Consider the following 23,246-nt stretch of genomic DNA (forward strand, 5'->3'; position numbering starts at 1 on the left):
GCGGGAGTGACAGGTAAATGCGCCGTCCGGGCAGAATAAGATGTATACTGATAGGGTTGAAAGGGGACGGGAACATGTATGTGTGCGGGGGGGTTATCCCGGAACTAAGCGGACGGAGGGTGCGTCTGCGGGCGATGCTGCCGGCGGATGCGCAGGCGCTGTTCGCAATTTGGAGCCATCCGGCAGTAGCGCCCTGGCTGGATGGCCCGCCTCTGTCCTCTGTGGAGGATACGGAAGCAATGATTGCCCTGCTGGCGGAGTGGGCGGTGGAGGAAGAGAGCCTGCGCTGGAGCATCCTGGGGCCGGAAGGCCGTGTCATCGGCAGCTGCGGCTATAACCACTGGCAGCTTCAAGGCGCTTACCGGGGAGAGATCGGCTTCGAGCTGTCACCTGCAGCCATGCGCCAGGGGTACATGCAGGAAGCGCTTAATCTTGCGCTTGCGTTCGGCTTCCAGAGCATGGGGCTGAACCGGATGGAAGCCTTGTGCCATCCGGGCAACCTTCGGGCAGAGCGTCTGCTCACGGGACTTGGCTTCCGGCAGGAAGGACTGCTGCGGCAATACCGGCATACAGCATCGGGCTATCAGGATGTAGTGATGTATTCCCTGCTGCAAGGAGATACGGGCGCAGGAGAGAGAACAGAGAGAACATAGAGAGAAGGTATGGATTCATTGAGTTCAATGGGGGACAAGCAGCGGAAGTTAATATTGACAGGCGTACTGCTGGCTACATTTCTGGCAGCAATTGAAGGGACGGTAACGGGTCCGGCGGGGCCGGCCATCGTAGGGGATTTCCAGGGGATGCAGTGGCTGAGCTGGATCTTTACAGCTTATCTGCTGGCGATGGCAGTGACCACGCCGATTTTTGGCAAGCTGAGCGATCTGATCGGAAGGAAGCCCGTGTTCATTGGCGGCGCCGTAGTCTTCCTCGCAGGCTCGCTGTTATGCGGAGTCTCGCAGAGTATGCAGCAGCTGATTATTTACCGGGGGATTCAGGGGATCGGTGCGGGGGCACTGATTCCGATGACTTTTACCATTATTGGAGATATCTACAGTCTGAAGGAACGGGCGAAAACGCAGGGGCTGCTTAGCTCAGTGTGGGGGATTTCTTCGCTGGTCGGGCCGCTGCTTGGCGGTTATGTAGTGGATTACTTAAGCTGGCGCTGGGTATTCGTGTTCAATCTGCCGTTCGGCCTGCTGTCGATTATCTTCATCTCGCGTTATCTTAAGGAAGAGAAGGTCCGCCGCAAGACGAAGATCGATGTAGCCGGAGTGCTGCTGTTCGCTGCGGGAATGGGGGCGCTGCTGTTTGGCCTGACGACTGGGGGGCAGAGTCTGCCTTGGAATTCTCCGCTGCTGCTGGCTATTCTCCTGGCGGCTGTCTTGCTCCTGGTGGTGTTCCTGTTCGTGGAGCGCCGGGCCGCCGAGCCGATGCTGCCGCTGGAGCTGTTCTCCATCCGTAATATTGCAGTCTCTACAGGTGCAAATCTGCTGGTCAGCACGCTCATTATCGGTCTGTCTACGTATGTTCCGCTGTGGGTGCAGGGCGTATTCGGCAAAAGCGCTGCCCTCTCGGGCCTGCTCCTGGCACCGATGTCGGTCGGCTGGATGCTGGGCTCCATCGCGGGCGGGCGGATGATTCTGCGTGCAGGCACCCGCCGTACGGGAATGCTCGGCCTGTCGCTGATTGTTATCGCAGCCGTGGGGCTTACGCTGATGAATGCAGACTCCTCGCAGCTGCTGCTTCTGGTGCTGATGCTATTCTGCGGGGTGGGCTTTGGCTATGCCTCGACCGTCTTCACCATTATCGCCCAGTCCTCGGTGCAGCATGAGCAGCGCGGTGCGTCTACGGCACTGAACACCTTCACCCGCTCACTCGGGCAGACGGTGGGGGTGGCAATCTTCGGCTCCTGGCTGAACTTCAGTATTGACCGGAGTTTGGCGGAACAGCCAGGGGCAGCCGCCTCCGGCGCAGATATTAACCAGCTGCTTAACCCGCATAGCGGAAGCGTGCTGCCTAAGGAAGCCTGGAGCAGTCTGCAAGGTGCGCTGGAGGGCGGTCTGCACTCCCTGTTTATCGTGATGGCAGTGTTCGCTGTGATCTCCCTGGTAATCTCGGTGCGTCTTGACCAAGGGGTGCCTTCCATACAGGAAGTAAATACACCATCGAAGCGTTAAGCTTCAACTCGTAGCACGGATTGTCCTGATTATGAGATTTATCGAGTGAGGGCTTGAACATACAAAAATCGCTCCTTTGGGGATGGATGGCGACTTCCATTTACCAGAAAGAGCGATTTTTTGTGTTTATTTAGAGAACTATGATTTTCTTCTATTGTGGATTATAGAGAAATCTTGCAAAAAGTGCAAGAATATTGCCCCGTAGGAGCGGTTTATGCTGAAATCCTGCAGGAAATGCAACAAATTTAGCGCTAACTTGCTCTGAACATCGGAATTTGTGCAAATAATGCAACATTGTGCTTCAGTCAGTAACTTTTATAAAGGAATCCTGCAAGATGTGCAACAATGCTGCTCCTTACAAGCTGATCACGCCTGATCCTGCTCAAAACAAAGGGCTGTTCCAAGCAGCCGTTACCTGCTTTTTGGAACAACCCCTACATTGGCTTGATTAGTGAATTCATTCACAACCGCCGATTCCTCAACTAAGCTTACTTGCGCGGGAGCGGGGAGAGCTTCTCTGCCTGCAGGCCCATCTTCTTCAGCAGCACAATCATCTGTTCCTTCTCTTCATCGCTGAGTCCGCTGAAGGCCAGATGCAGGCGCTCCGAGTACTTCGGATACATCTCGTTCATCAGGCGTTCGCCCTCGGTAGTCAGCTCGGCAAAAATAACACGGCGGTCACTGGGGCAAGGCTTGCGCTGCAGGTAGCCGCGTTCTTCCAGCTTGTCGATCACATAAGTTACGTTGCCGCTCTGCAGCAGCAGCTTGGCACCGATCTGCTGGATCGGCTGCGGTCCTTTGTAATAGAGAACCTCCATGACTGCGAAGGCGGTCGGGTTGAAGCCTTCGATCTTGCTGCCGGTTACAGCATGCTCGTTAATGCTCTTGAAGGACTTGGCAAAAACTCTGTACAAATGCAGGGTCAACTGAGTATCGCGTTCATAGGATTGTATCATGCTTCTCCACCTCTATTGTTAATCGTACGGGCTTATCCGCACGGTTTGGAATACTTCCTTCCGGATATCTAGCTTTTACAATACGTCAAACAAAGATTGAAAAACATGTCATTTGTCACAATAAGCACACTTTTAATTATAAAAAATTGAACAATCTTTTGAAGGACGGGTGAAGGGTGAAAATTATTGCAGCAAAGGTCCGTCTATGGTGCTATGATCGCATTATATTGAATGATGATGCAGGGGATGGAGATAGATATGGAAGAGACAGAAGGCTCAGTCGAACAGAAGGCTCCGAAGCAGACGGAGGATCGTGTCAACAAGTATTACGACGATGATGAGGACGAAGAGGATACTGTGCTTGATGTGATGATTGAGGAAGCGGGCTATGAGGCAGGAGATATCCGCATCTCAGGAATCTCCTTCCAGGTGAGAAAGGGAGAGCTGCTGGGACTGATCGGACCGAACGGGGCTGGCAAAAGCACTACGATCAAGACGCTGCTTGGTCTGCTGAAGCATGCCAAGGCCCGGGTGAAGCTGGGCGGTGAGAACCAGTCCTACGCCTACGTGCCGGAGCAGCCGGTATTCTACGAGGACCTTACCCTGTGGGAGCATCTTGATCTGGCTGCCGCTGCCTACGGCTTAAGCTATGAAGCCTTCGAATCCACGGCGGAACAGCTGCTGGTACAGTTCAGCATGACCCATGTGCGCGATGATCTGCCGGCGGGCTTCTCCAAGGGGATGAAGCAGAAGATGATGCTCATGCTCGGCTTCCTGGTACAGCCGGATGTCTATATTGTGGACGAGCCGTTCATCGGCCTTGATCCCAGGGCCACCAAGGATTTCCTGCGCCTGCTGGAGGCGGAACGGGAACGCGGCGCCGGGGTGCTGATGTCCACGCATGTTCTGGATACAGCGGAGAAAATCTGCGACAGCTTCATTCTGATCTCCGGAGGCAAAGTTGCCGCCGAGGGGACACTTGCGGCGATACGCGGGGAAGCGGGGCTGCCGGAGGGATCGCTGTTTGATTGCTTCGACGAATTAACATGAGCCGGAATTCATTTGCGTTCCCGGCTGCAAGGAATCTCTTAAGACGAAGACTGTTCTCCCATTTCCGGGAGCAGAGTGCTATTATCCGTACGGCTGTAGACTGGACGGTCCTGCTGTATATCCTCATCCCGGGGGGCCTCCTCGGCGGCCGCTTCTATTATGGCTACTGGAACGGCAATCTCCCGGGTTGGTTCAGCCATGTACCCTTTGTGGTCGTGCCTTCGCTGCTGGCCATTCTGCTGGCTACCGGAGGTATCGTACTGCTGCTCCAGGAAGGCGATCTGCTGTTCCTGCGGCAGCGGCAGAACTGGATCAGCACGATCCTCAAGGGCGGGATGGTCTATAGCCTAGCGGTAACTGCGCTGAAGATGGCGGCGGTGTACGTCATTCTGCTGCCGTTTCTGATCCGCGGCTACGATCTGAGCACGGCAAGCGCCTATGGCCTGCTGGCGCTGACCATAACCTGCAGCTGGGCCGTTAAGCTGCTGGGCCATATCGTCAAGGTACAGCGGCAGGGCTTCCGCCGCCGGCTGTGGCTGATCCTGGCGGTGGCCGTACCCTGCGGGATCTACCTGCGTCTCGCGCTCTTCTGGAAGGACAGCCCGGCCCTTCTGTTCCTGGCGGCAGCCGCCTACGCGGTGGTGACCGTCCTGGCCTTCAGAGCCCGCCTGCGTCTGCGCGGCACGTTCATGAATGATGTGCGCGAAGACTACAAGCAGCGGATGAGAATTGCGGCGATTCTGCTGCGCCGTGTGCTGGATAAGCCGCGGCCGACACGCTATAAGCCCTGGATCTTCCGCAAGTCACAGCCGCTGCTGGCTTCGAAGCTGCCCGAGAGCCGCTTCGCCGCCGCAGGGATGAAGGCGCTGCTGCGCAATCCGGCCCACCTCAAGCTGTATTTGCAGTTCACCGGGGTGTCGCTGATAGCAATCTTTATTGTACCGGTAGTGCTGAAGTGGCTGTTGTATATTGTCTTAACTAGTATGATGGCGTACTGGCTGACCTCCTTCTGGAATCTGTTCTCCGGGGATGATTATATCGGCATTCTACCGTTCACCAAGGTGCAGAAGGCGGACGCCGGTTCCAAGGCGATGCCTATTCTGCTGATGCCCTTCGCCGTTCTGTGCTCCGGAGTGCTCTGCATGCCAGCCTATGGCTGGTGGGGCTTGCTGATCTTTATCCCTGTCGGGGCTGCCGCCGGAATCTGGATCGGCCGCATCTTCAGTGTCATAAGGTTTGCAAGATAACAGCAAAAAGCCTTCCTCCACAAGCCGAGGCCACTGAAAAAGTCCATAAAGAACTGAAAGAGACATTCGACACAAAGAATGTCTCTTTTTCTCGTTACAATAAAAGAATTAAATCAAAGGCTGGTGGTCTTCATGCTTCCTAAGCAGCAAAGTTTTATCTTGAGCCCGTATATCGAACTTTACAATATACTCATTCCAAAAGATAACTTGTTGCGGCGCATGGACGAGTTGGTGGACTTCAGCTTTGTTTATGAGGAACTAAACAAAAGCTATTGCCAAGATAATGGACGAACCGCGGTAGACCCGGTCCGAATGTTTAAATATCTATTGCTTAAATCGATTTATGACTTGTCTGACGGCGATCTTGTGGAACGCACCAAAACCGATTTGTCGTTCAAGTTTTTTCTACATATGGCGCCTGAGGAAGAGGTTATTGATTCTAGTTCACTGAGCAAGTTTCGTAAGTTGCGGCTGAAAGATATGAAGTTGCTCGACTTACTTATTGGCAAAACGGTAGAGATTGCCATTCAGCAAGGAATCATTCGCAGTAAATCTATTATTGTCGATGCTACCCACACGAAAGCCCGCTATACCCAAAAAAGTCCGCAAGAGGTGCTGCGAGAACGTTCTAAGAAGGTACGAAAAGCGATCTATGCCTTAGATGAATCCATGAAAAGTTCCTTTCCAGTTAAGCCCGTTACGAATGTACTGGAAGATGAAATCGGGTACTGCCAAGATCTCATTGAGGTCATTGAGAAGGACGGACGTTTTACCGGACTCCCCAAGGTCAAAGAACCCTTCAATCTGTTGAAAGAAACCGTTGCTGATGATGTTGAACAGTTGCAGACGTCTACTGATCCAGATGCCAAAGTGGGCCACAAAAGCGCAGATTCCTCATTTTTCGGGTACAAAACCCATATCGCGATGAGTGAAGAGCGAATCATTACGGCAGCGACTATTACCACGGGAGAACGAAACGACGGGAAGGAACTGCAAACTCTCATTGAAAAGAGCGAAGCTGCGGGCATGAGCGTAGAGACAGTCATTGGAGACACGGCCTATTCAGAAAAAGACAATATTGCTTACAGTACGGAGCAGGGCATTGAACTTGTGGCCAAATTAAATCCACAGATTACGCAAGGAAACCGAAGGAAAGAAGACGAATTCGATTTTAATAAAGATGCGGGTATGTATGTTTGCCGAGCCGGGCATCTGGCCATTCGAAGAGCACGGCAAGGCAAAAAGGGACAGGGCAAAAACCAAAAAGAAACCTACTTTTATGATATTGAAAAGTGTAAACGATGTCCTTTAAAGGAAGGGTGCTACACAGAAGGTGCTCGGAGTAAGACCTATTCGGTAAGTATAAAGAGCAACGAACACGCCAAGCAAGCTGTGTTTCAGGAAAGTGAAGCCTTTAAGGTCAAAGCGAAAGAGCGCTACAAAATAGAAGCCAAGAATAGCGAACTCAAACACAGACACGGGTACGATGTTGCATCTTCCTCGGGTTTAGTTGGCATGGAGATTCAAGGCGCCATGGCGATATTCACTGTTAATTTAAAACGAATATTGAAACTCATGGAGTAACCAAAGTTGAAGAAAGTAGGTAAGAAAAAGACGACGTCCATTCGGAGGACCGAATAGCGTCGTCTTTTTGATACGTTTTTTTACTTTTTCTAAGAACGACTAGTTTTTCAGGAGCCTCCACAAGCCGGGGGAAGGCTTTTTGCTGTTACGGCTGTTCTGGCTGTCACTGGCAGCATCCGGGATGTTTCTCAGATCGCAAGCCAGACAGAAGAAGCTAACTATAGGCGCTGCTTATCCGCCTTACTGCGCCGCTGCATGCTTACCGGCAGTATAGCCGGTGGAGAAGGCGGCGGTAATATTATAGCCGCCGGTATACCCGTGAATATCGAGAATCTCACCGCAGAAATAGAGGCCTGCCGTCAGCTTGGACTGCATGGTCTTGGGGTCGATCTCCTTGAGCGCAACTCCCCCGCCGGTCACAAAGGCTTCCGCCAGGGAACGTGTCCCATGAACCTGAACGGGCATCCGCTTCACCAGGGCAGCCAGCGCCCCAAGGCCAAGCTTGGGCAGATGATGGCCTGTAATCTCCCCGTCCAGCCCGCTCTTCGCCAGCAGCAGCGGGATCAGGCGCTCGGGCAGCAGGCCCTTCAGCGAATTTCGGATAGCCTTCTTCGGCTCCAGATCGAGCTTATTCTGGAGCATAGACTCCGCCTCCTGAAGGGACAGGTCCGGGAACAGGTCGATGGACATCTCCACGGTATCGTTTCCCGACTTCTGCTGAACCTGGCGGAGGAACTGGCTGCAGCGCAGCGCAATCGGGCCGGATAAGCCGAAATGGGTGAAGATCATATCCCCCCTGTGAGAGATCACTTTCTTGCCCTTCTGATTCCAGACGCTCAGCATGACATCGCGGAGGGACAAGCCCTGCAGCTCCCCGGATTTGATCCACGCCTCCCGGGAGAGAATAGGGACCTCGGTCGGGAACAGCTCCGTGATCGTATGTCCGGCAGCGGCAGCCCAAGGGTACCCGTCGCCGGTAGATCCGGTCTGCGGCACGGACTTGCCTCCGGTGGCGATGATGACAGCCTTCGCGCCGAACGCTTGGCCTGACTCCAGGCGGATGCCCCGGACTGCTCCTTCCTCGTAGAGAACCTCACGGACCGGGCTGTCCGTCATGATCTGCACACCAAGGCTCCGCACTTTGCCTATCAGAGCGGATACTACGCTTGCGGCCTTGTCCGATACAGGGAACATCCGCCCGTTATCCTCCTCCTTCAAGGCAATACCCAGCCCCTCAAAGAAATCTATAATATCCCGGTTGTTGAAATGATCAAACGAGCTGTATAAAAAACGGCCGTTGCCCGGAATATGGGCGATCAGCTCCGAGGTCTCCTTTATATTGGTAACATTGCAGCGCCCGCCGCCCGAGATTCCCAGCTTGCGGCCAAGCTTCGCTCCTTTGTCGATCAGAAGTACGGATGCTCCGTGTCCGGCTGCGGCTACGCTGGCCATCAGCCCGGACGGGCCGCCTCCAATGACGATTACATCATAGTTACTCATTCATTTGCTCCTTTTGCTTATTGCGACACTCTATTAACGGCATCATACCATTCCAGGCGGAGTGTAGCCAGGTCCAAGCGACCGAAACCTGATTATCGTTGTCAGGAATGCGCGGTTATGCTTTAATCTAAGTGGAAAAGGAATTTTAACCAATTTGAGGAGTGATTGCAATTATTTATGCGGTAAAGGATATTTTATTGCAAATATCGGCTGCCTGCATTTTTCTGTTTCTCTTTCAGTGGAGGCTGGACCGGGGCCATCCCTTGCGCAGGAACATCAGGTTTCCGGATGACCAGACCTTTCTGATGATCTGCTGCGCGCTGGGGATTACGCTGTGCATGGCACTGTCGGCCACGATGTTCGGGTTGGTCTATTTGAATCTGGCTATTCTCCCGGCGTATATTGGGATCTTATATGGTAATCTGCGCTCCAGCGTCTACCTCGCGCTATATTTCTTCTTCTGTACTGCCTTGTTCTCGGTGCCCTCAGGTCTGGAGCATCTCTTCCTGAATACAGGGGTGCTGCTGTATCCGCTGCTCTTCGGTATGTCCGGGATGTTCAAGAAATCTGCGATACCCGGCAAAATCTTCATCCTGTGGGGCGCACTTTTCCCGAGCATGTTATTCATAGTCATTGTACCGAATATACAGGGCAGGAACGTCATGGATATACCTCCCAGCGAAGCGGCTCTCGCCGGACTATACGGATTAACGGCCCTAATTCTGGGCGCCTTGTTCATCACCTATATCGATAAGGCGTGGGACAAGCTGCAGGTCAGGGTCGAAATGCAGGGAATCTCGGAGAAATTCCAGTGGGAATCGGAGAAGCTGCAGCAGATTACAAATGTAGTTCCGCTGAATATTATGGAGTTCGATGACAACGGGTATGTGACAGAGGTGAATGAATATATGCTGAGCCTGATGCAGCGTCATTGTCCCTTGTTGACCAGAGAGTTTATTTTGTCCAGGTCGGCTAGTGATATCTTCGGCCAAAGCATGGATCAGGCTACCCTGGACCGGTTACAGGCGGTTCTGCGGAGCAGACAGCGCTCCAATACCAAGATCAGGGTCGATTCGATGACCTATCATATTTTTACCGCGCCGCTCCAGCATGAATCAGGGCTGCCGGGCGGCATCGTCATGATTATTCAGGATTTGACGGAAGAGGAGAAAATACGCAGTGAGCTTGACAATGTCGAGCGCCTATCGCTGGTCGGGCAGATGGCTGCGGGCATTACGCATGAGATCCGTAACCCGATGGCGGTAGTTCGCGGCTTCCTGCAGCTGATGCGGGAGAAAAGCCCGGAGGATCTCCACTCCTATTATCATATTGTCATGGAAGAGCTGGACCGGGCCAACAGCATCATCAATGACTTTCTGTCGCTGGCACAGACCCGTGTATCGGACAAGGAGCCGGCCGGGCTCCAGCATATTCTGGAGGAGCTTACGCCGCTGATCTGGGCGGATGCCAATCTCCGCGGCCAGAGTGTGGAGCTGAAAATCAGCCCGGCCATGCCGCTGCTGCAGCTGAATGTCCGGGAGATCAAGCAGCTGATTCTGAATCTGGCCCGCAACGCCATGGAGGCGATGGAGGCCAAGGGCGTACTGACGCTGGCTGCCTGTGAGCATGAGGATACCGTGCTGCTGATTATAACGGATACCGGAAGCGGTATGCCCGAGAGCCAGCTGCAACAATTGTTCACCCCGTTCTTCACCACTAAGAGCCAGGGGACAGGTCTTGGGCTGTCGCTCTGTCTTAGTATTGCAGAGCGGCATAACGGGACGATCCGGGTAGAATCGGAGGTCGGGTGCGGGACCTCGGTCATCGTTACTTTTCCGGTGGAGTCCAGAGAGGGAGCGGTCCAGAGCCCTGTATATATGTAGCAGAATTCACGGGACGGCACCGTTTCGGGGCTGTGCAGCGGCAGGCTGCGTCTCTTGCTTTCGCAGAGTATGTATGTATAATAAAGTTAGCAAGTAGTGCTGGAACGCGGTAACGTTATCCGGGTTCTGACCTTATCTCAATTCAAGTGATGAAGGAGAGTGCAGAGAAATGTCCATGTCTTTTAATCAATATATGAGAGATTCCATTCAACCTATGCGCGATGATCTGACAAGCATCGGATTTCAGGAGCTATTAACCCCGGAGGATGTGGAAGCAGCCCTTCCGGCAGCCAAGGGAACTTCGCTGGTTGTTGTGAACTCCGTATGCGGCTGTGCCGCCGGACAGTGCCGTCCAGGGGTAGCCCAGGCGCTGCAGAACGAGATTCTGCCGGATCACCTGTTCACCGTATTTGCCGGTCAGGAGAAGGAAGCTACCGCCAAGGCGCGTGAATTTTTCGCACCGTATCCGCCATCGTCCCCTTCCATCGCGCTGATGAAGGACGGCGAGCTGGTTCACTTCATCGAACGTCACGGTGTGGAAGACCGTTCGGCCGCCGAGATTGCTGCGGAGCTGAAGGAAGTTTTTGACCGCGTGTGCCAGTAATAATGTCCTGCAGCCTGAGGGCAGCAGCATGAATATGTAATGATCCCGCATCAGCCAGCCGTCAGCCGGGGGCTTGGCTCATGCGGGATTTTTTTCTAATGTTAAGGGCAGGGATTACAATTCTAAGAAACGGGGTGGTCCTGTGAGTCTGCAGGAAGAGATTATTGCTACGCTGGGAGTTAAGCCGGCGATTGATACGGATGCGGAGATACGTAAGCGTGTAGATTTCCTGAAAGCGTATGCGCTCCAGGCGGGGGCCAGAGGTCTGCTGATTGCGATTAGCGGGGGTGTGGACAGCGCGGTGGCTGCGGGTCTGTGCAAGCTGGCTACGGACGAGCTGACGGCGGAGGAAGGCAAGGAGTATATGACACTCGGGGTGTTCCAGCCTTACGGGGAGCAGGAGGATATTGAGCACAGCTATGCGGTGGCCCGGGCTTTTGAGCTGACCCATACGGTGGAGACCAATATCGAAGAAGCGGTGAACGAGATCGCCCTGGAGGTTGAGCACAGCCTGAAGGCCCTGGGCCAGCACAAGCATATTACCCATCAGGGCAAGGGGAATGTAAAAGCGAGAACGCGGATGGTGATGCAGTATGCGCTTGCTTTTGAGAACAATCTGCTGGTGGTGGGTACCGATCATGCCTCTGAGGCCATTACCGGATTCTATACGAAGTGGGGCGATGGCGCCGTCGATATAACACCGCTGTCCTCCCTGAACAAACGGCAGGTACGGCAGCTGGCTGCGGCGCTTGGCGTGCCGGCGGATATCGTAACCAAAGCGCCGACGGCCGGACTCTGGCCGGGCCAGACGGATGAGACTGAGCTTGGAATCACCTATGAGGAGAACAGCGATTATCTGGAGGGGAAGACCGTCAGCCCTGAAGCGGCTGAGAAGCTGGAGCGCTTCTTCCGGAGAACGGCGCATAAGCGCGATAGTATTCCGGGGATCTAAACTGGTTATGCCGGAGCCGCCGGGGCGCTGCGCTTGATGCAGACGCTCCGGCGGTTTTTGTGTAAGAGTATGCTGGTGCGAAGGCGAACGAGCCGAATGTATGCGGAAAACCGAATACAATGTGTGGCGCGAAGGCGCATCGGCCGAATGTATGCGGAAAACCGAACACAATGTGTGGCGCGAAGGTGCATCGGCCGAATGTATGCGGAAAACCGAATACATTGTGCTGGTGCGAAGGTGCATCGGCCGAATGTGTGCGGAAAACCGAATACAATGTGCTGGTGCGAAGGTGCATCGGCCGAATGTGTGCGAAAATCCGAATACAATTAGTCGGCCAGGTATGTGAGACTCATTATAAATGTACGGCCTACTTCGCCAGCACCCGGTCGATGAACTCTCTGGTAGCGGATATCGCCTGTTCTAACTGGGGGGTAGTTCCGGCAAAAGGATGAACGGTGCCAAAGGTATGATTGCCGCCGGGAATCTGCACCCATTCGATATCCGGCCGCAGCCGGATCAATTGCTCGGAGCCGCGCCGCAGATGCTCGCCGTCCTCACTGCCTTGAATCAGGACAACGGGGAAGTTGGCCTGCTTCATCCGCTCTAGAATCTGGTAACGCTCCGCCTGTTGCTCCAGATCCTCTATAATGATGGCGTCCAGCGGCATTTGCTGGCCGGTCCGTCCGTTGAGCACATGGGTCCGGCCCTTTTCCCGCATTTCACTCTTCTGCTGCTCTGTGAACAGATCCAGGTTAGTGATCCCGTTCCAGGAGATGACCCCCGCAATTTCTGCCGGATGATCCAGTGCGTAGAGGAGCGAGTCGCCCCCGCCGCGGCTATGCCCCAGCAGGAAAAGCGGGAGGCTGCCGAACCTGTGGTGCTGGCTCAGATAAGAGAGCAGGATCTCCATATCCTTGATCTCACGCTGGTAGGTGTTGCGGGCGAATTTGTCCAGCTCGGTGAAATTCTGCAGATCCTCGCCGATGCCGGCATGGGAGAAGTTGAAGCTGATCACTTCATGCTCGTCGCTGAGCGCCTGTGCCGTATACGGGAACATCCCCCAATCCTTGAAGCCTTTGTAGCCGTGAGCGATAACCACCACACTCCGGGGCTCTCCCTGAGCGGGAAAATGGGAGCAGCGAAGCACCGTATCCTCTCCTGCGGGTAATTCAAAATTACGGGACATAAGGTATTCTTCCTTTCCTTCATCTCTTGGAACTGGCGGTTGTACTTCTTTACCAGATATACCTGATTTGCGGGTGATAGACTTTCAGTTTTTTTTCTTTTAAGATAGCAGAAAGCTGACGCTAAGACTATTATTAATAATACTTGGCCAGAAAGCTGACAGGCCTCACTGTTACATGAGATCTGTGGAGTCCTAGCAAGATCATATCATTAGACGCAGGGTAAGGATAGAAGGTAATATAAGAGGGTTAAGGAATGCAGAGCCAGGAGAGGTGTGGGAGTGTGATTTACGGAATCGGGCATGATGTGCTGGAAATCGGCAGGGTTGCCGGGATTACGGAGAGCAGCCTGGGTAGCCGCTTCTCCCGGAGAATTCTGACCGGGCCGGAGCGGGTGCTGGCCGCAGGCAAAGGCGCGAAGACAGCGGAATTCACCGCCGGGAGATTCTCGGCCAAGGAAGCGGTTGTGAAGGCGCTGGGCTGCGGAATCGGTCAGATGGTGGGCTTTCAGGACATTGAGATTCTGCCGGATGCGCTGGGCAAGCCAGTAGCCATACTGTCTGCGGAGGCCTGGGCCCGGCTGGGGCTGCCGGAGCAGGAGTATGTCATTCATCTCACCATTACGCACAGCCGCGGACTGGCCTCGGCCTTCGCGGTGGTGGAGCGGACGACCGGCCACAGCCTGTAACTATATAATTATGAACGGCAAGGAGAATAACGATGACCACAGATGAGAAGCAAATAGAAGCGCAGCAGGAAGCCAAGTTATTCTTCAGCCGGTTCCTGCTGGAATGGTACCACCTCCAGAAGCGGGACCTGCCGTGGCGGCGCCACCGTAACCCGTATTACATCTGGATCTCTGAGATTATGCTGCAGCAGACCCGGGTAGATACAGTAATTCCTTATTTCAACCGTTTCATTGAGCAGTTTCCAACCGTGGAGGCGCTCGCTGATGCACCGGAGGAAGAGGTGCTGAAATGCTGGGAGGGCCTTGGCTACTACTCGCGTGCCCGGAATCTCCAGCATGCTGCGAAGCAGGTCAAGGAGCTGTACGGGGGGCAGGTGCCGGATGACCGCGATGCCGTATTCGGTCTCAAGGGCGTAGGCCCGTATACAGCCGGTGCTATTCTGAGCATCGCGTTCAACCGGCCGGAGCCGGCGGTGGATGGCAATGTGATGCGCGTCCTATCCCGGTATTTCCTGATTGAGGATGACATTGCCAAAGGCCCGACCCGTGTGAAAATGGAGAAGCTCGCCGCCGAGCTGATCCCCGAAGGGGAAGCGGGCAGCTTCAATCAGGCGCTGATGGAGCTTGGCGCGCTCATCTGCACGCCGAAATCACCGCGCTGCCTTCCGTGCCCGGTGATGGAGCACTGCGCCGCGCGGCTGGTGGGCTGCGAGGCCTCGCTGCCTGTCAAGACCAAGGCGAAGCCGCCGCGTCCGGAGGAGCGGCTGGCTGCCCTGGTGGAGGGCCGCGGCGAGCACGCGGGCCGGGTACTGATCCGGCAGCGGCCGGCCAGCGGGCTGCTGGCCCGCATGTGGGAGCTGCCGCACTGGCCTGCGCCGCCTGCTGAGGCTGGCGGTGCGCGCGGTGCGCTGCTGCCGGAAGCGGCAGCGCTGGACCGGCTGCGCCGGTCCATGAGCCAGGCCGGGATTCACGCCCGGCCTGAGGGGCACTGGATGGCTGCGGAGCATACATTCAGCCATATTGTGTGGACCCTGCAGGTGTACCGCTGCAGGGAAGAGGCGGCGCTGCCGCTGGCAGCGGAGAGCCGCGCCGTGTACGGGGCGGCGCAAGCGGAGCGCGGCGGCAGACCGCTGGGCGGCGCAGACGGCCCGCTGAGCGCAGAGGCCGGGGCAGTGCTTGCGGCGCTGGGGGCACAGCCGGCGGAAGACGCACCGCTGGCGCTGTTCGACAGCGGGGATGCCGCAGCCGACGCGGCAGACAGCGGAGCGCAGCGCTGGATCAACCGTGAGGACATGAAAAATTACGCCTTTCCGAATGTGTTCCTCAAGCTGCTGAACAGCTATTTCGATGAGCAAGGGACGTAGGCTCCAAGCTGTTACCGCTATGCTAATCCCTGCTGAGCCATACAGATCACCAACGGACAAGCATAGCTGCTGCGATCCTTCTCAATAGAGTGCCACCGCTTCCGTGTGCTGTTGTGCAAATGTAGGGGGCTTCGGTTGTGGACAAACTGGAATTAAGTACTACCTGACCTCAACAGCCTAAAGTATAGTATATGTGCGCCACTAACCGCGCCGGAATCAGACTGCAAAAACCCATTAAAAGTGCCGGAAGTGAGCCGCATGGCCGAACCAAAGGGATATATCCCATTAAATGTGCCGAAAGTGGGCCGCACGGTGAAATCAGAGGGATAAATCCCATTAAATGTGCCGAAAGTGGGCCGCACGGTGAAATCAGAGGGATTAATCCCATTAAATGTGCCGAAAATGGGCCGCACGGTGAAATCAGAGGGATAAATCCCATTAAATGTGCCGAAAATGGGCCGTACGGCCGAACCAAAGGGATAAATCCCATTAAATGTGCCGAAAGTGGGCCGCACGGCCGAACCAAAGGGATAAATCCCAATAAAAGTGCCGGAAGTGAGCCGCACGGCCGAACCAAAGGGATAAATCCCATTAAATGTTTCGAAAGTGGGCCGCACGGTGAAATCAAAGGGATAAATACCTTTGAATGTGCCTGAAGTGGGCTGCACGGGTGAAATCAGAGGGATAAATCCCATTAAATGTGCGGGAAGTGGGCTGCAGGCGTAAATGAGGAGCACAACTACCCCTGAATTCGCCAAAAGTGGGCGGTAGAGCAAAATGAGGAGCACAACTACCCCTGAATCCGCCAAAAGCGTGCGGTTGAACGAAATGAGGAGCACAAATACCCCTGAATGGTCAAAAGTGGGCGGTTGGGCGAAATGAAGAGCACAAATGCCCCTGAATGGCCAAAAGTGGGCGGTTGAGCGAAATGAGGAGCACAAGTGCCCCTGAATTAGCCGAAAGCGTGCGGTTGAACAAAATGAGGAGCACAAGTACCCCTGAATTGGCCGAAAGTGGGCGGGGCGAGCAAAATGAGGAGCACAAGTGCCCCTGAATTAGCCGAAAGTGGACGGGTCGAACGAAATGAGGAGCACAAATACCCCTGAATGGCCAAAAGTGGGCGGTTGAGCGAAATGAGGAGCAGTTGGCGGCTGGCACGAATAAAGGGCGACTAAGCACCTTCCCATCTCCTCGCGCCCTACCAACTCTACCCACGCCCTGCCCCCCTGCTAACTCCCGCTCCACCCCAATCCCCACCCCACCCCAAACCCCGCACCGATCCGCCCCGGATGTAAGTTGCCATAAGCCAGGAACGCGAGACCAAGGAGGTAAAGGATGAAGACGATTACCATATATGATATCGCCAAGGAGGCCCAGGTGTCCGTAGCCACAGTCTCCCGTGTCCTCAACAATACAGCTCCGGTCAAGGAGAGCACCCGGGAGATCATCATGGCTGTGATTGAGAAGCATCAGTTTCAGCCGAACGCGCTTGCCCGCAGCCTGCTCAAGAAGGAGACCGGCACCATCGCGATGATTCTGCCTGACATCACCAACCCTTTTTTCCCGGAGGTCTTCTGGGGAGCCGAGAATGTGGCCAGAGAGAAGCATTATACCTTCTTCCTCTGCGATACGGCGGGGGAGCATAGCCGCGAGTCGGAGTACCTTAGCATCCTTCGGGAGAAAAGAGTGGATGGGATTATTTTCCTGGGCGGCAGAATTAACCTGAACCAGTGTCCGCCGGCGTTGTCCCAGGAGGTTGTGGAGCTGTCAAAGCATGTGCCGATCGTGCTGGTCAACGGCAATCTGCCCCGGAGCGGTCTGCACCGCATTTACACCGATGAAGAAGAAGGGGCGGCACTGGCCACCCAGCATCTGCTAGACCTGGGGCACCGGAGAATCGGATTCCTCGGGGGAATGGAGGAGACCTCCACGACTCAGGTGAAGCTGAAGTCCGTAAGGATGAAGCTAAAGGAGCAGGGGCTTGAACTGCGCAAGGATTGGGTCATGTTCCACGACTTCTCGATCGAGGGCGGGCGGAAGCTGATGGACCGGATGCTGGAGCAGGAGGAACGGCCGACAGCGGTATTGTGTGTAAATGATTTTACGGCTATCGGCGCGTTGAAGTCGGCCACCCAGCATGGGCTAAAGATACCAGAGGATCTGTCGATCGTCGGGTTCGATGACTCGCCCTTGTCCAGAGCGGTTATTCCGGAGCTGACCACGGTGTCGCAGAACACCAACCAGCTGGGGGAGCTGTCTGTAGAGATGCTTCATGAGCTGATTAGCGGCGGAAATCCCAGGAAACGTACGGTGCTCCAGCCAAAGCTGGTGGTACGGGACAGCACGGGCCGTCCGAAAAATACCGCAGAATAGCTCACGCAATAGCACGCATAGTAGCCTAACGGAAGCTGCTTACCAGACAAGTCTGCCGTGCACGCATTCAAGTATGTTCATCCAGGGCCGGTCAAGAACTTTCCAGGCGTATGTGGAGTGCGTCAGCACGAGGGGGCCTGTATTCTGGAAAGTTTTTGGATTGAAGCATGAAATTTGTGTAAAGTAGGATTGACCAGGGGATAACCAGAAGTTATAATGAAATGGATTTCATGAAACCCATTTCATTATTTTTTAGAGTTTGAGTAAGCGGTTACTCTGGCGGTACATATGGGACAAGGAGATTTTGCGAATTTACTGATAATTTGAAAAGTATAAGAATTCGCAGCCGTAACCCACCACTCATCCGGATATTTCCCGCGAGAGAGGTGCCGACCTCAGAGGGACGGCATGGCCCGTGCACCGTTGCTCCTGATACGCCCTCTGAAGCGGTATCGCTCTCAATGGGACGGCAAGGGCCGTGCAATAATCCTTATCCTTCTCTCGGGAGAGGCACCTGCACCGTTGCTCCTGATACGCCCTCTGAAGCGGTATCGCTCTCAATGGGACGGCAAGGGCCGTGCAATAATCCTTATCCTTCTCTCGGGAGAGGCACCTGCACAGTTGCTCCTGATACGCCCTCTGAAGCGGTATCGCTCTTAATGGGGCGGCATGGGCCGTACAACAATCCTTATCATTCCCTCTGAAGCGGTATCGCTCTCAATGGGACGGTAAGGGCCGTGCAATAATCCTTATCCTTCCCTCTGGAGCAGCACCGCCCTTAAAGGGACGATTCAGCCATGCAATGCTCCTTATCTTTCTTGCTTATACGGCACCACCCTTAGGGGGCGGCAATAACCGTATCCAAGTTCATTTATTTCCAAGTTTTCTTTTCATCATCTCAAGGGTAGTCTTAAGGGCTTATATGCTGGCATACGCCACTATATAAATATGACATCGGGAAGGGAGCGGGGGACGGACGCAGACATGCTTGAATCAGTTCAATCTTGGATCAGTTCAATCTTGAATCAGTTCAATCTTGGATTAGCTTAACATCACTGAAATTAGGGGAGCGTGGCGAACAGTGAAACAGTTGAAGAAGAAAAGCTCGGCTTGGTTCATGCTGATGACAGCCGTAGTTACACTTGTAACCGGTTGCAGCGGAGGGAATAATGCGTCTGCACCGGCAACACCGGCGGCGGAGGCGACTCAGGCTCCGGCAGCCAGTGAAACGGCACCAGCAGCAACGGAAGCGCCTTCGGCAACGCCGGCTGCTAATCTGAACGGGCGGGAGATCCGCATCTCCCACTGGTGGGATGCCACTCCTGTCGGGGATTCAGAGGCAGATGAGCTTGCCCGCGAACGGATCAAAGCGGTGGAAGAGAAATACAATGTCAAGATTAAATACTTGAATACAGAGTATTGGTCCACCGCCGAGAAGCTGTCCTCTTCCGTTATGGCGAGCGATCCGTTTGCCGAGATTGTCCGGCTGCCTGACGGCTTCATCTGGGGCCTGATGCATGGCGGCTTCCTGACACCGCTGGATGATTATCTGAAGGATTCACTCATCGATCAGAGTGTGATTGATTCCATGCGCTTCGGCGGCGATAAGGTCTATGGCCTGGAGAGCTGGTATAGCCCGAACGACAGCGGCGTGTTCTACAACAAGCGTATTTTCAAGGAAGCGGGCCTGAAGGACCCGCAGCAGCTGATGGATGAGGATAACTGGAACTGGAATACGATGCTTGATGCGGCGAAGAAGCTGACGATTGACAAGAACGGGGACGGGAAGATGGACCAGTACGGTCTGGCCGGAGCCCATTATGTGATCTCGGAGCTGCTGATCGCCAGCAACGGCGGCAAAATCTACGACGAAGCTACCCAGAAGGCGGTCTTTGATTCACCGGCATCCATGGAAGCGCTTAACTTCCTTCATAAGCTGTACACGCAGGATAAGGTGTTCAAGCCGAACGAAGGCAACGACTGGGAAGACCCGGCCAAGTATTTTGGAGAAGGAACCGTTGCGATGTATCCAGGCGGCCTGTGGGAGATCGAGGGACGTATTCTCGGCAAGATGAAGGATGAATGGGGATATGTCTATATTCCAAAAGGACCGCAGGCGGATAAGTACTACGATCCGCTGGGCCAGACAGCAGCCTATGCCATTCCCAAAGGGGTTAAGGATGCGGATACCATCGTGAAGATCTGGGAGGATCTGCAGCCGTTCGACAGCTGGCAGGAGAACCGCAGATTGTCGATGGAGAATATTTTGCCGGATGAAGCCTCTATCGCCAATGCGATGAATGATGAAGGTAAGGTGGAGCGGGTCTTCGGCGGACGTTACGGCGGTCTTGGCGTCAAGGATCAGCTGGATAAGGTGACTGAGAAATTCCTGAAGGGCGAGATTACACCGTCCACCGGGGTGGCCCAAGTCATTGGAACGGCGCAGGCCGCAGCCAAGAAAGTACTAAGCGGTGAGCAGGATAAAGAGAAGAAATAGGTAGCTCGACAGCTCATAACAAGGATGATTCCTGCTTTTCCTGCGCAATACCTGCTGTGTTTGTCTGCAAAATCGGCAGCCGCCCTTATAGGGCGGCGTAGCCGTGTGCGCTTGAAATATAAGGATTTATATGTTTCACACAATTATTTATCCTTCTATTCTGCACCACCTGTATCACTCTTAATATGCAAGTCTGCTAGAGGAGGGAACCCGAGTGAGAATATCATTATCCCGGCGGATGATGAACCGGACACTTGTAACCGTCATGCTGATCTCCATGATGGCGCTGCCTGCGGCAAGCGCAGAGCTGCCTGCTGCCCAGGCGCAAGGTGTGACGGGGAACGGGCAGGAGGTGCGGCAGCTGCCTGAGGGCAGCTATGAGCATTATCTGCAGCAATATGAGGGCGAGGAGCAGCCACGCGAAGAAATTATGCTGAAGGGAGCTGATTATACCGGGGCCGAGGGGATGAGTCCGGAGGTGCTAACTGAGCTTGGCGGGGAGACGGGAAGATACGTCAGAACGGAGGAGAGCGGTTCGGTAGAGTGGCAGCTGGATGTGCCGAAGTCCGGACTGTATCACATCTCTGTCCGGTATTATCCGGTGAAGGGCAAAAGCTCGGCGATTGAACGTGAGCTGCTGATCGACGGCAAGCTGCCGTTCACCAGCGCCCGCAATCTGTCCTTCGGGCGGATCTGGGTCAATGAGAACCCGGAGATCCAGCAGGATAACCGGGACAATGATCTCCGGCCGCGCCAGATTGAGGCCCCGACCTGGCAGGAGACGCTGCTGAGAGATACGGAAGGCTACTATGAGGAGCCGTACCAATTCTATCTGTCGGCCGGGCGGCACACCTTGACGATGGTGTCCAGCAGAGAGCCGATGGTCATCGACTATATTAAGCTGCACAGCTACGATGCACCCGCTGCCTACGCAGAGGTGAAGCAGAGCTACGAAGCTAAGGGGTATAAGGCCACCAGCGGCCACTCGGTTAAGGTGCAGGGGGAAGACGCTGCTTACAAATCCTCCCCGACCTTGTATCCGGTCACAGACCGCTCAAGCCCTGCAACAGAGCCGTACGATGTGTCCAAGATCAGAATGAACACGATTGGCGGCAACAACTGGCGGGTACCGGGCCAATGGATCGCCTGGGAAGTGGAAGCGCCGGAGGACGGTCTGTACAACATCACCATCAAAGGCCGGCAGGAGCTGCTAAGAGGGATATATTCCACACGCTCTATGCGGATTGACGGAGAGATTCCGTTCCGGGAAATGCTACAGATTCCGTTCTACTATGATTCGGATTGGCAGATGAACCGGCTGGGGAACGATGAGGAGCCCTATTTATTCTATTTAAGCAAAGGAAAACACGAATTACAGCTGGAGGTCAGCCTCGGGGCCATTGCACCGCTCTTGCGCCAGGTGGAGGCCAGTGTGCTGGACATTAATGCGATGTACCGGAAAATCCTGATGATTACAGGCAATGTGCCTGATCCGTACCGCGATTATAAGCTGGAGGAGCAAATCCCGGATATGACGGCGGTCTTCCGTGAGCAGAGCAAGATTCTATATGGCGTATCGGAAGAGCTGGTCCGGCTTACAGGGGAAAAGAGTGATAAAACCGCAACCTTGAATAAAACTGCCTATCAGCTGGCGGACATGGCCGACAAGCCGGAAACGGTGCAGAAGCGGCTGTCGCAGTTCAAAATCAATGTCGGCAGCGTCGGCTCCTGGATTCTGGAGGTACGGGAGCAGCCGCTGGAGATTGATTACCTGCTGCTCTCTTCGCCGGATGTGAAGCTGCCGAAGGCGAATGCTTCCGGGTTCAGGAAGCTTGTGCATGAGGTGTCGTCCTTCACCCATTCGTTCTTCGAGGATTACAACACGATTGGCAATACCACGGAGAACGGCGAGACCATTGATGTATGGATTGGAACCGGCCGCGACCAGGCGCAGGTGCTGAAGGCAATGATCGATGATACATTTACCCCGCTTACCGGCATCGGTGTCAATCTGAAGCTGGTGAGTCCGAATGTGCTGCTGCGCGCCTCGCTGGCCGGGGAAGGCCCGGATGTGGCGATGCAGGTCGGCAATGATATGCCGGTGAACTTCGGGATGCGCCAAGCGGCAGAGGATCTGTCGAAGTATCCCGGCTATGAGGATGTGGTGAAGCAGTTCAGAGACAGTGCGCTCGTGCCGTACCGGTTCGAGAATCAGGTCTTTGCCCTGCCGGAGCAGCAGATCTTCAACATGCTCTTCTACCGCAAGGATATTCTGCAGGAGCTGAATCTTGATCCGCCGCAGACGTGGGATGAGGTATATGCAATGATTCCGGTGCTGCAGAAGCACCGGATGGATATGGCGCTGCCGCTCGCGCAGACGACAGGTGTGCCGGTGCTGGAGGTCAACCGCGCCTATGCCATGCTGCTCTATCAGATGGGCGGATCATTTTATCTGAATAACGGAGCCAAGAGCGGACTTGATACAGAGACCGGGCTGGCTGCCTTCAAGAACTGGACCAATTTCTATACCAGCTACAAGCTGCCGCTGATCTTCGACTTCCCGATGCGGTTCCGTACCGGCGAGATGCCGGTCGGCATTCAGGACTATACCTTCTATAACTATCTGACGGTCTCTGCGCCGGAGATTAAGGGGCTATGGGAATTCATTCCGGTTCCGGGGACGAAGCAGCCGGACGGCAGTATCCGCAGGGACGTTGCCAGCGGGGGCACCGCCGCCCTGATGCTGAGGCAGGCGGGGAACAAGGATGCCGCCTGGGAATTCATGAAGTGGTGGGTCGACAAGGATTCGCAGGTCCGCTTCGGCCGGGAGATGGAGGGCCTCATGGGCGCGGCTGCACGGTATCCGACCGCCAACGTTGAAGCGCTTAAGGAGCTGCCGTGGCCGACTAGCGATTACCGCCATCTGGAGGAGCAGTGGCAATGGGTGCAGGGTGTACCTGAGGTGCCTGGCGGTTACTTCACAGGACGCCATCTGGACAATGCCCTGCGCGAGGTCATCAACAATGGAACGAACACCGCTGATGCCCTGTACGATTATGTGCAGGAGATCGACTATGAGATTGATCAGAAGAGAGCAGAGTTCGATTTGAAACGAAGGGAATAGGGAGGGACTCTTGTGCAGAAAGTGAAAAATACGGCCGAACCCTTGATTCAGTCCCGGCTGTCC

General features: G+C 54.8%; 17 protein-coding genes. 13 read left to right on the forward strand and 4 right to left on the reverse strand.

The window, feature by feature from the left end:
* The first annotated feature begins 74 nt into the window (after positions 1-74).
* A complete protein-coding gene (locus MKY86_RS01325) occupies positions 75-653 on the forward strand; it encodes a GNAT family N-acetyltransferase (RefSeq protein WP_076083919.1) in 579 nt (192 codons plus the stop codon).
* A gap of 27 nt (positions 654-680) precedes the next feature.
* Positions 681-2,177: an MDR family MFS transporter gene (locus MKY86_RS01330; protein ID WP_445669925.1), complete on the forward strand. Its 1,497-nt coding sequence runs from the start codon at positions 681-683 to the stop codon at positions 2,175-2,177.
* Between the two features lie 488 nt (positions 2,178-2,665).
* Here the strand turns inward: MKY86_RS01330 and MKY86_RS01335 are convergent, their stop codons facing one another.
* Entirely contained in the window at positions 2,666-3,133 is a 468-nt protein-coding gene (locus MKY86_RS01335) for a MarR family winged helix-turn-helix transcriptional regulator (RefSeq protein ID WP_036722277.1), read from the reverse strand.
* Positions 3,134-3,502: 369 nt separating this feature from the next.
* On the opposite strand from MKY86_RS01335, the gene MKY86_RS01340 reads away from it, so the two are divergent.
* The 3 genes from MKY86_RS01340 to MKY86_RS01350 all read left to right on the forward strand — a co-directional run bounded on the left by MKY86_RS01340 (position 3,503) and on the right by MKY86_RS01350 (position 7,014).
* The gene (locus tag MKY86_RS01340) at positions 3,503-4,183 is read left to right on the forward strand and encodes an ABC transporter ATP-binding protein (RefSeq protein ID WP_340827757.1); all 681 of its coding nucleotides are present in this window, start codon (positions 3,503-3,505) and stop codon (positions 4,181-4,183) included.
* Entirely contained in the window at positions 4,162-5,430 is a 1,269-nt protein-coding gene (locus tag MKY86_RS01345; RefSeq protein WP_340825737.1) for an ABC transporter permease, read from the forward strand. Before MKY86_RS01340 ends, MKY86_RS01345 begins: the two co-directional genes overlap by 22 nt.
* 132 nt (positions 5,431-5,562) lie before the next feature.
* Entirely contained in the window at positions 5,563-7,014 is a 1,452-nt protein-coding gene (locus MKY86_RS01350) for an IS1182 family transposase (RefSeq protein ID WP_340825740.1), read from the forward strand.
* Positions 7,015-7,254: 240 nt separating this feature from the next.
* Here MKY86_RS01350 and MKY86_RS01355 read toward each other — a convergent pair whose 3' ends face one another.
* The gene (locus MKY86_RS01355; protein WP_076086765.1) at positions 7,255-8,514 is read right to left on the reverse strand and encodes a BaiN/RdsA family NAD(P)/FAD-dependent oxidoreductase; all 1,260 of its coding nucleotides are present in this window, start codon (positions 8,512-8,514) and stop codon (positions 7,255-7,257) included.
* Between the two features lie 263 nt (positions 8,515-8,777).
* Between MKY86_RS01355 and MKY86_RS01360 the strand changes: the two genes are divergently transcribed.
* The 3 genes from MKY86_RS01360 (at position 8,778) to nadE (ending at position 11,953) form a co-directional block, all read left to right on the forward strand.
* Positions 8,778-10,397 (forward strand): ATP-binding protein, encoded by a 1,620-nt coding sequence (locus MKY86_RS01360; RefSeq protein WP_340825742.1) that lies wholly within the window; start codon positions 8,778-8,780, stop codon positions 10,395-10,397.
* 169 nt (positions 10,398-10,566) lie between these two features.
* Positions 10,567-11,001: a BrxA/BrxB family bacilliredoxin gene (locus MKY86_RS01365; protein ID WP_036722287.1), complete on the forward strand. Its 435-nt coding sequence runs from the start codon at positions 10,567-10,569 to the stop codon at positions 10,999-11,001.
* Between the two features lie 142 nt (positions 11,002-11,143).
* Positions 11,144-11,953, forward strand: a complete 810-nt coding sequence (nadE, locus tag MKY86_RS01370; RefSeq protein WP_076086768.1) for an ammonia-dependent NAD(+) synthetase — start codon at positions 11,144-11,146, stop codon at positions 11,951-11,953.
* Positions 11,954-12,320: 367 nt separating this feature from the next.
* Here the strand turns inward: nadE and MKY86_RS01375 are convergent, their stop codons facing one another.
* Positions 12,321-13,139, reverse strand: a complete 819-nt coding sequence (locus MKY86_RS01375) for an alpha/beta hydrolase family protein (RefSeq protein WP_076086771.1) — start codon at positions 13,137-13,139, stop codon at positions 12,321-12,323.
* Positions 13,140-13,420: 281 nt separating this feature from the next.
* Here MKY86_RS01375 and acpS point away from each other — a divergent pair, with 281 nt between their 5' ends.
* Together acpS and mutY are read left to right on the forward strand one after the other, a co-directional pair.
* The gene (acpS, locus tag MKY86_RS01380; protein ID WP_076086774.1) at positions 13,421-13,825 is read left to right on the forward strand and encodes a holo-ACP synthase; all 405 of its coding nucleotides are present in this window, start codon (positions 13,421-13,423) and stop codon (positions 13,823-13,825) included.
* A 32-nt stretch (positions 13,826-13,857) separates the two neighbouring features.
* Positions 13,858-15,189 carry an A/G-specific adenine glycosylase gene (gene mutY, locus MKY86_RS01385; RefSeq protein ID WP_076086778.1) on the forward strand — a complete coding sequence of 444 codons (1,332 nt, stop codon included), beginning with the start codon at positions 13,858-13,860 and terminating at the stop codon, positions 15,187-15,189.
* A 152-nt stretch (positions 15,190-15,341) separates the two neighbouring features.
* Here mutY and MKY86_RS01390 read toward each other — a convergent pair whose 3' ends face one another.
* Complete coding sequence (locus MKY86_RS01390; protein ID WP_340825746.1) at positions 15,342-16,028, reverse strand: hypothetical protein; 687 nt, start codon at positions 16,026-16,028, stop codon at positions 15,342-15,344.
* Positions 16,029-16,524: 496 nt separating this feature from the next.
* On the opposite strand from MKY86_RS01390, the gene MKY86_RS01395 reads away from it, so the two are divergent.
* The 3 genes from MKY86_RS01395 to MKY86_RS01405 all read left to right on the forward strand — a co-directional run bounded on the left by MKY86_RS01395 (position 16,525) and on the right by MKY86_RS01405 (position 23,183).
* Entirely contained in the window at positions 16,525-17,562 is a 1,038-nt protein-coding gene (locus MKY86_RS01395) for a LacI family DNA-binding transcriptional regulator (protein WP_076085581.1), read from the forward strand.
* A gap of 1,081 nt (positions 17,563-18,643) precedes the next feature.
* Positions 18,644-20,059, forward strand: coding sequence for an extracellular solute-binding protein (locus MKY86_RS01400; protein ID WP_076085578.1), 1,416 nt, complete (start codon positions 18,644-18,646; stop codon positions 20,057-20,059).
* Between the two features lie 214 nt (positions 20,060-20,273).
* Positions 20,274-23,183: an extracellular solute-binding protein gene (locus MKY86_RS01405; RefSeq protein ID WP_340825750.1), complete on the forward strand. Its 2,910-nt coding sequence runs from the start codon at positions 20,274-20,276 to the stop codon at positions 23,181-23,183.
* Positions 23,184-23,246: the final 63 nt, after the last annotated feature.

Source organism: Paenibacillus sp. FSL R7-0333 (assembly GCF_038000365.1).
In the GTDB taxonomy this organism is placed as follows: domain Bacteria; phylum Bacillota; class Bacilli; order Paenibacillales; family Paenibacillaceae; genus Paenibacillus_AQ; species Paenibacillus_AQ silagei.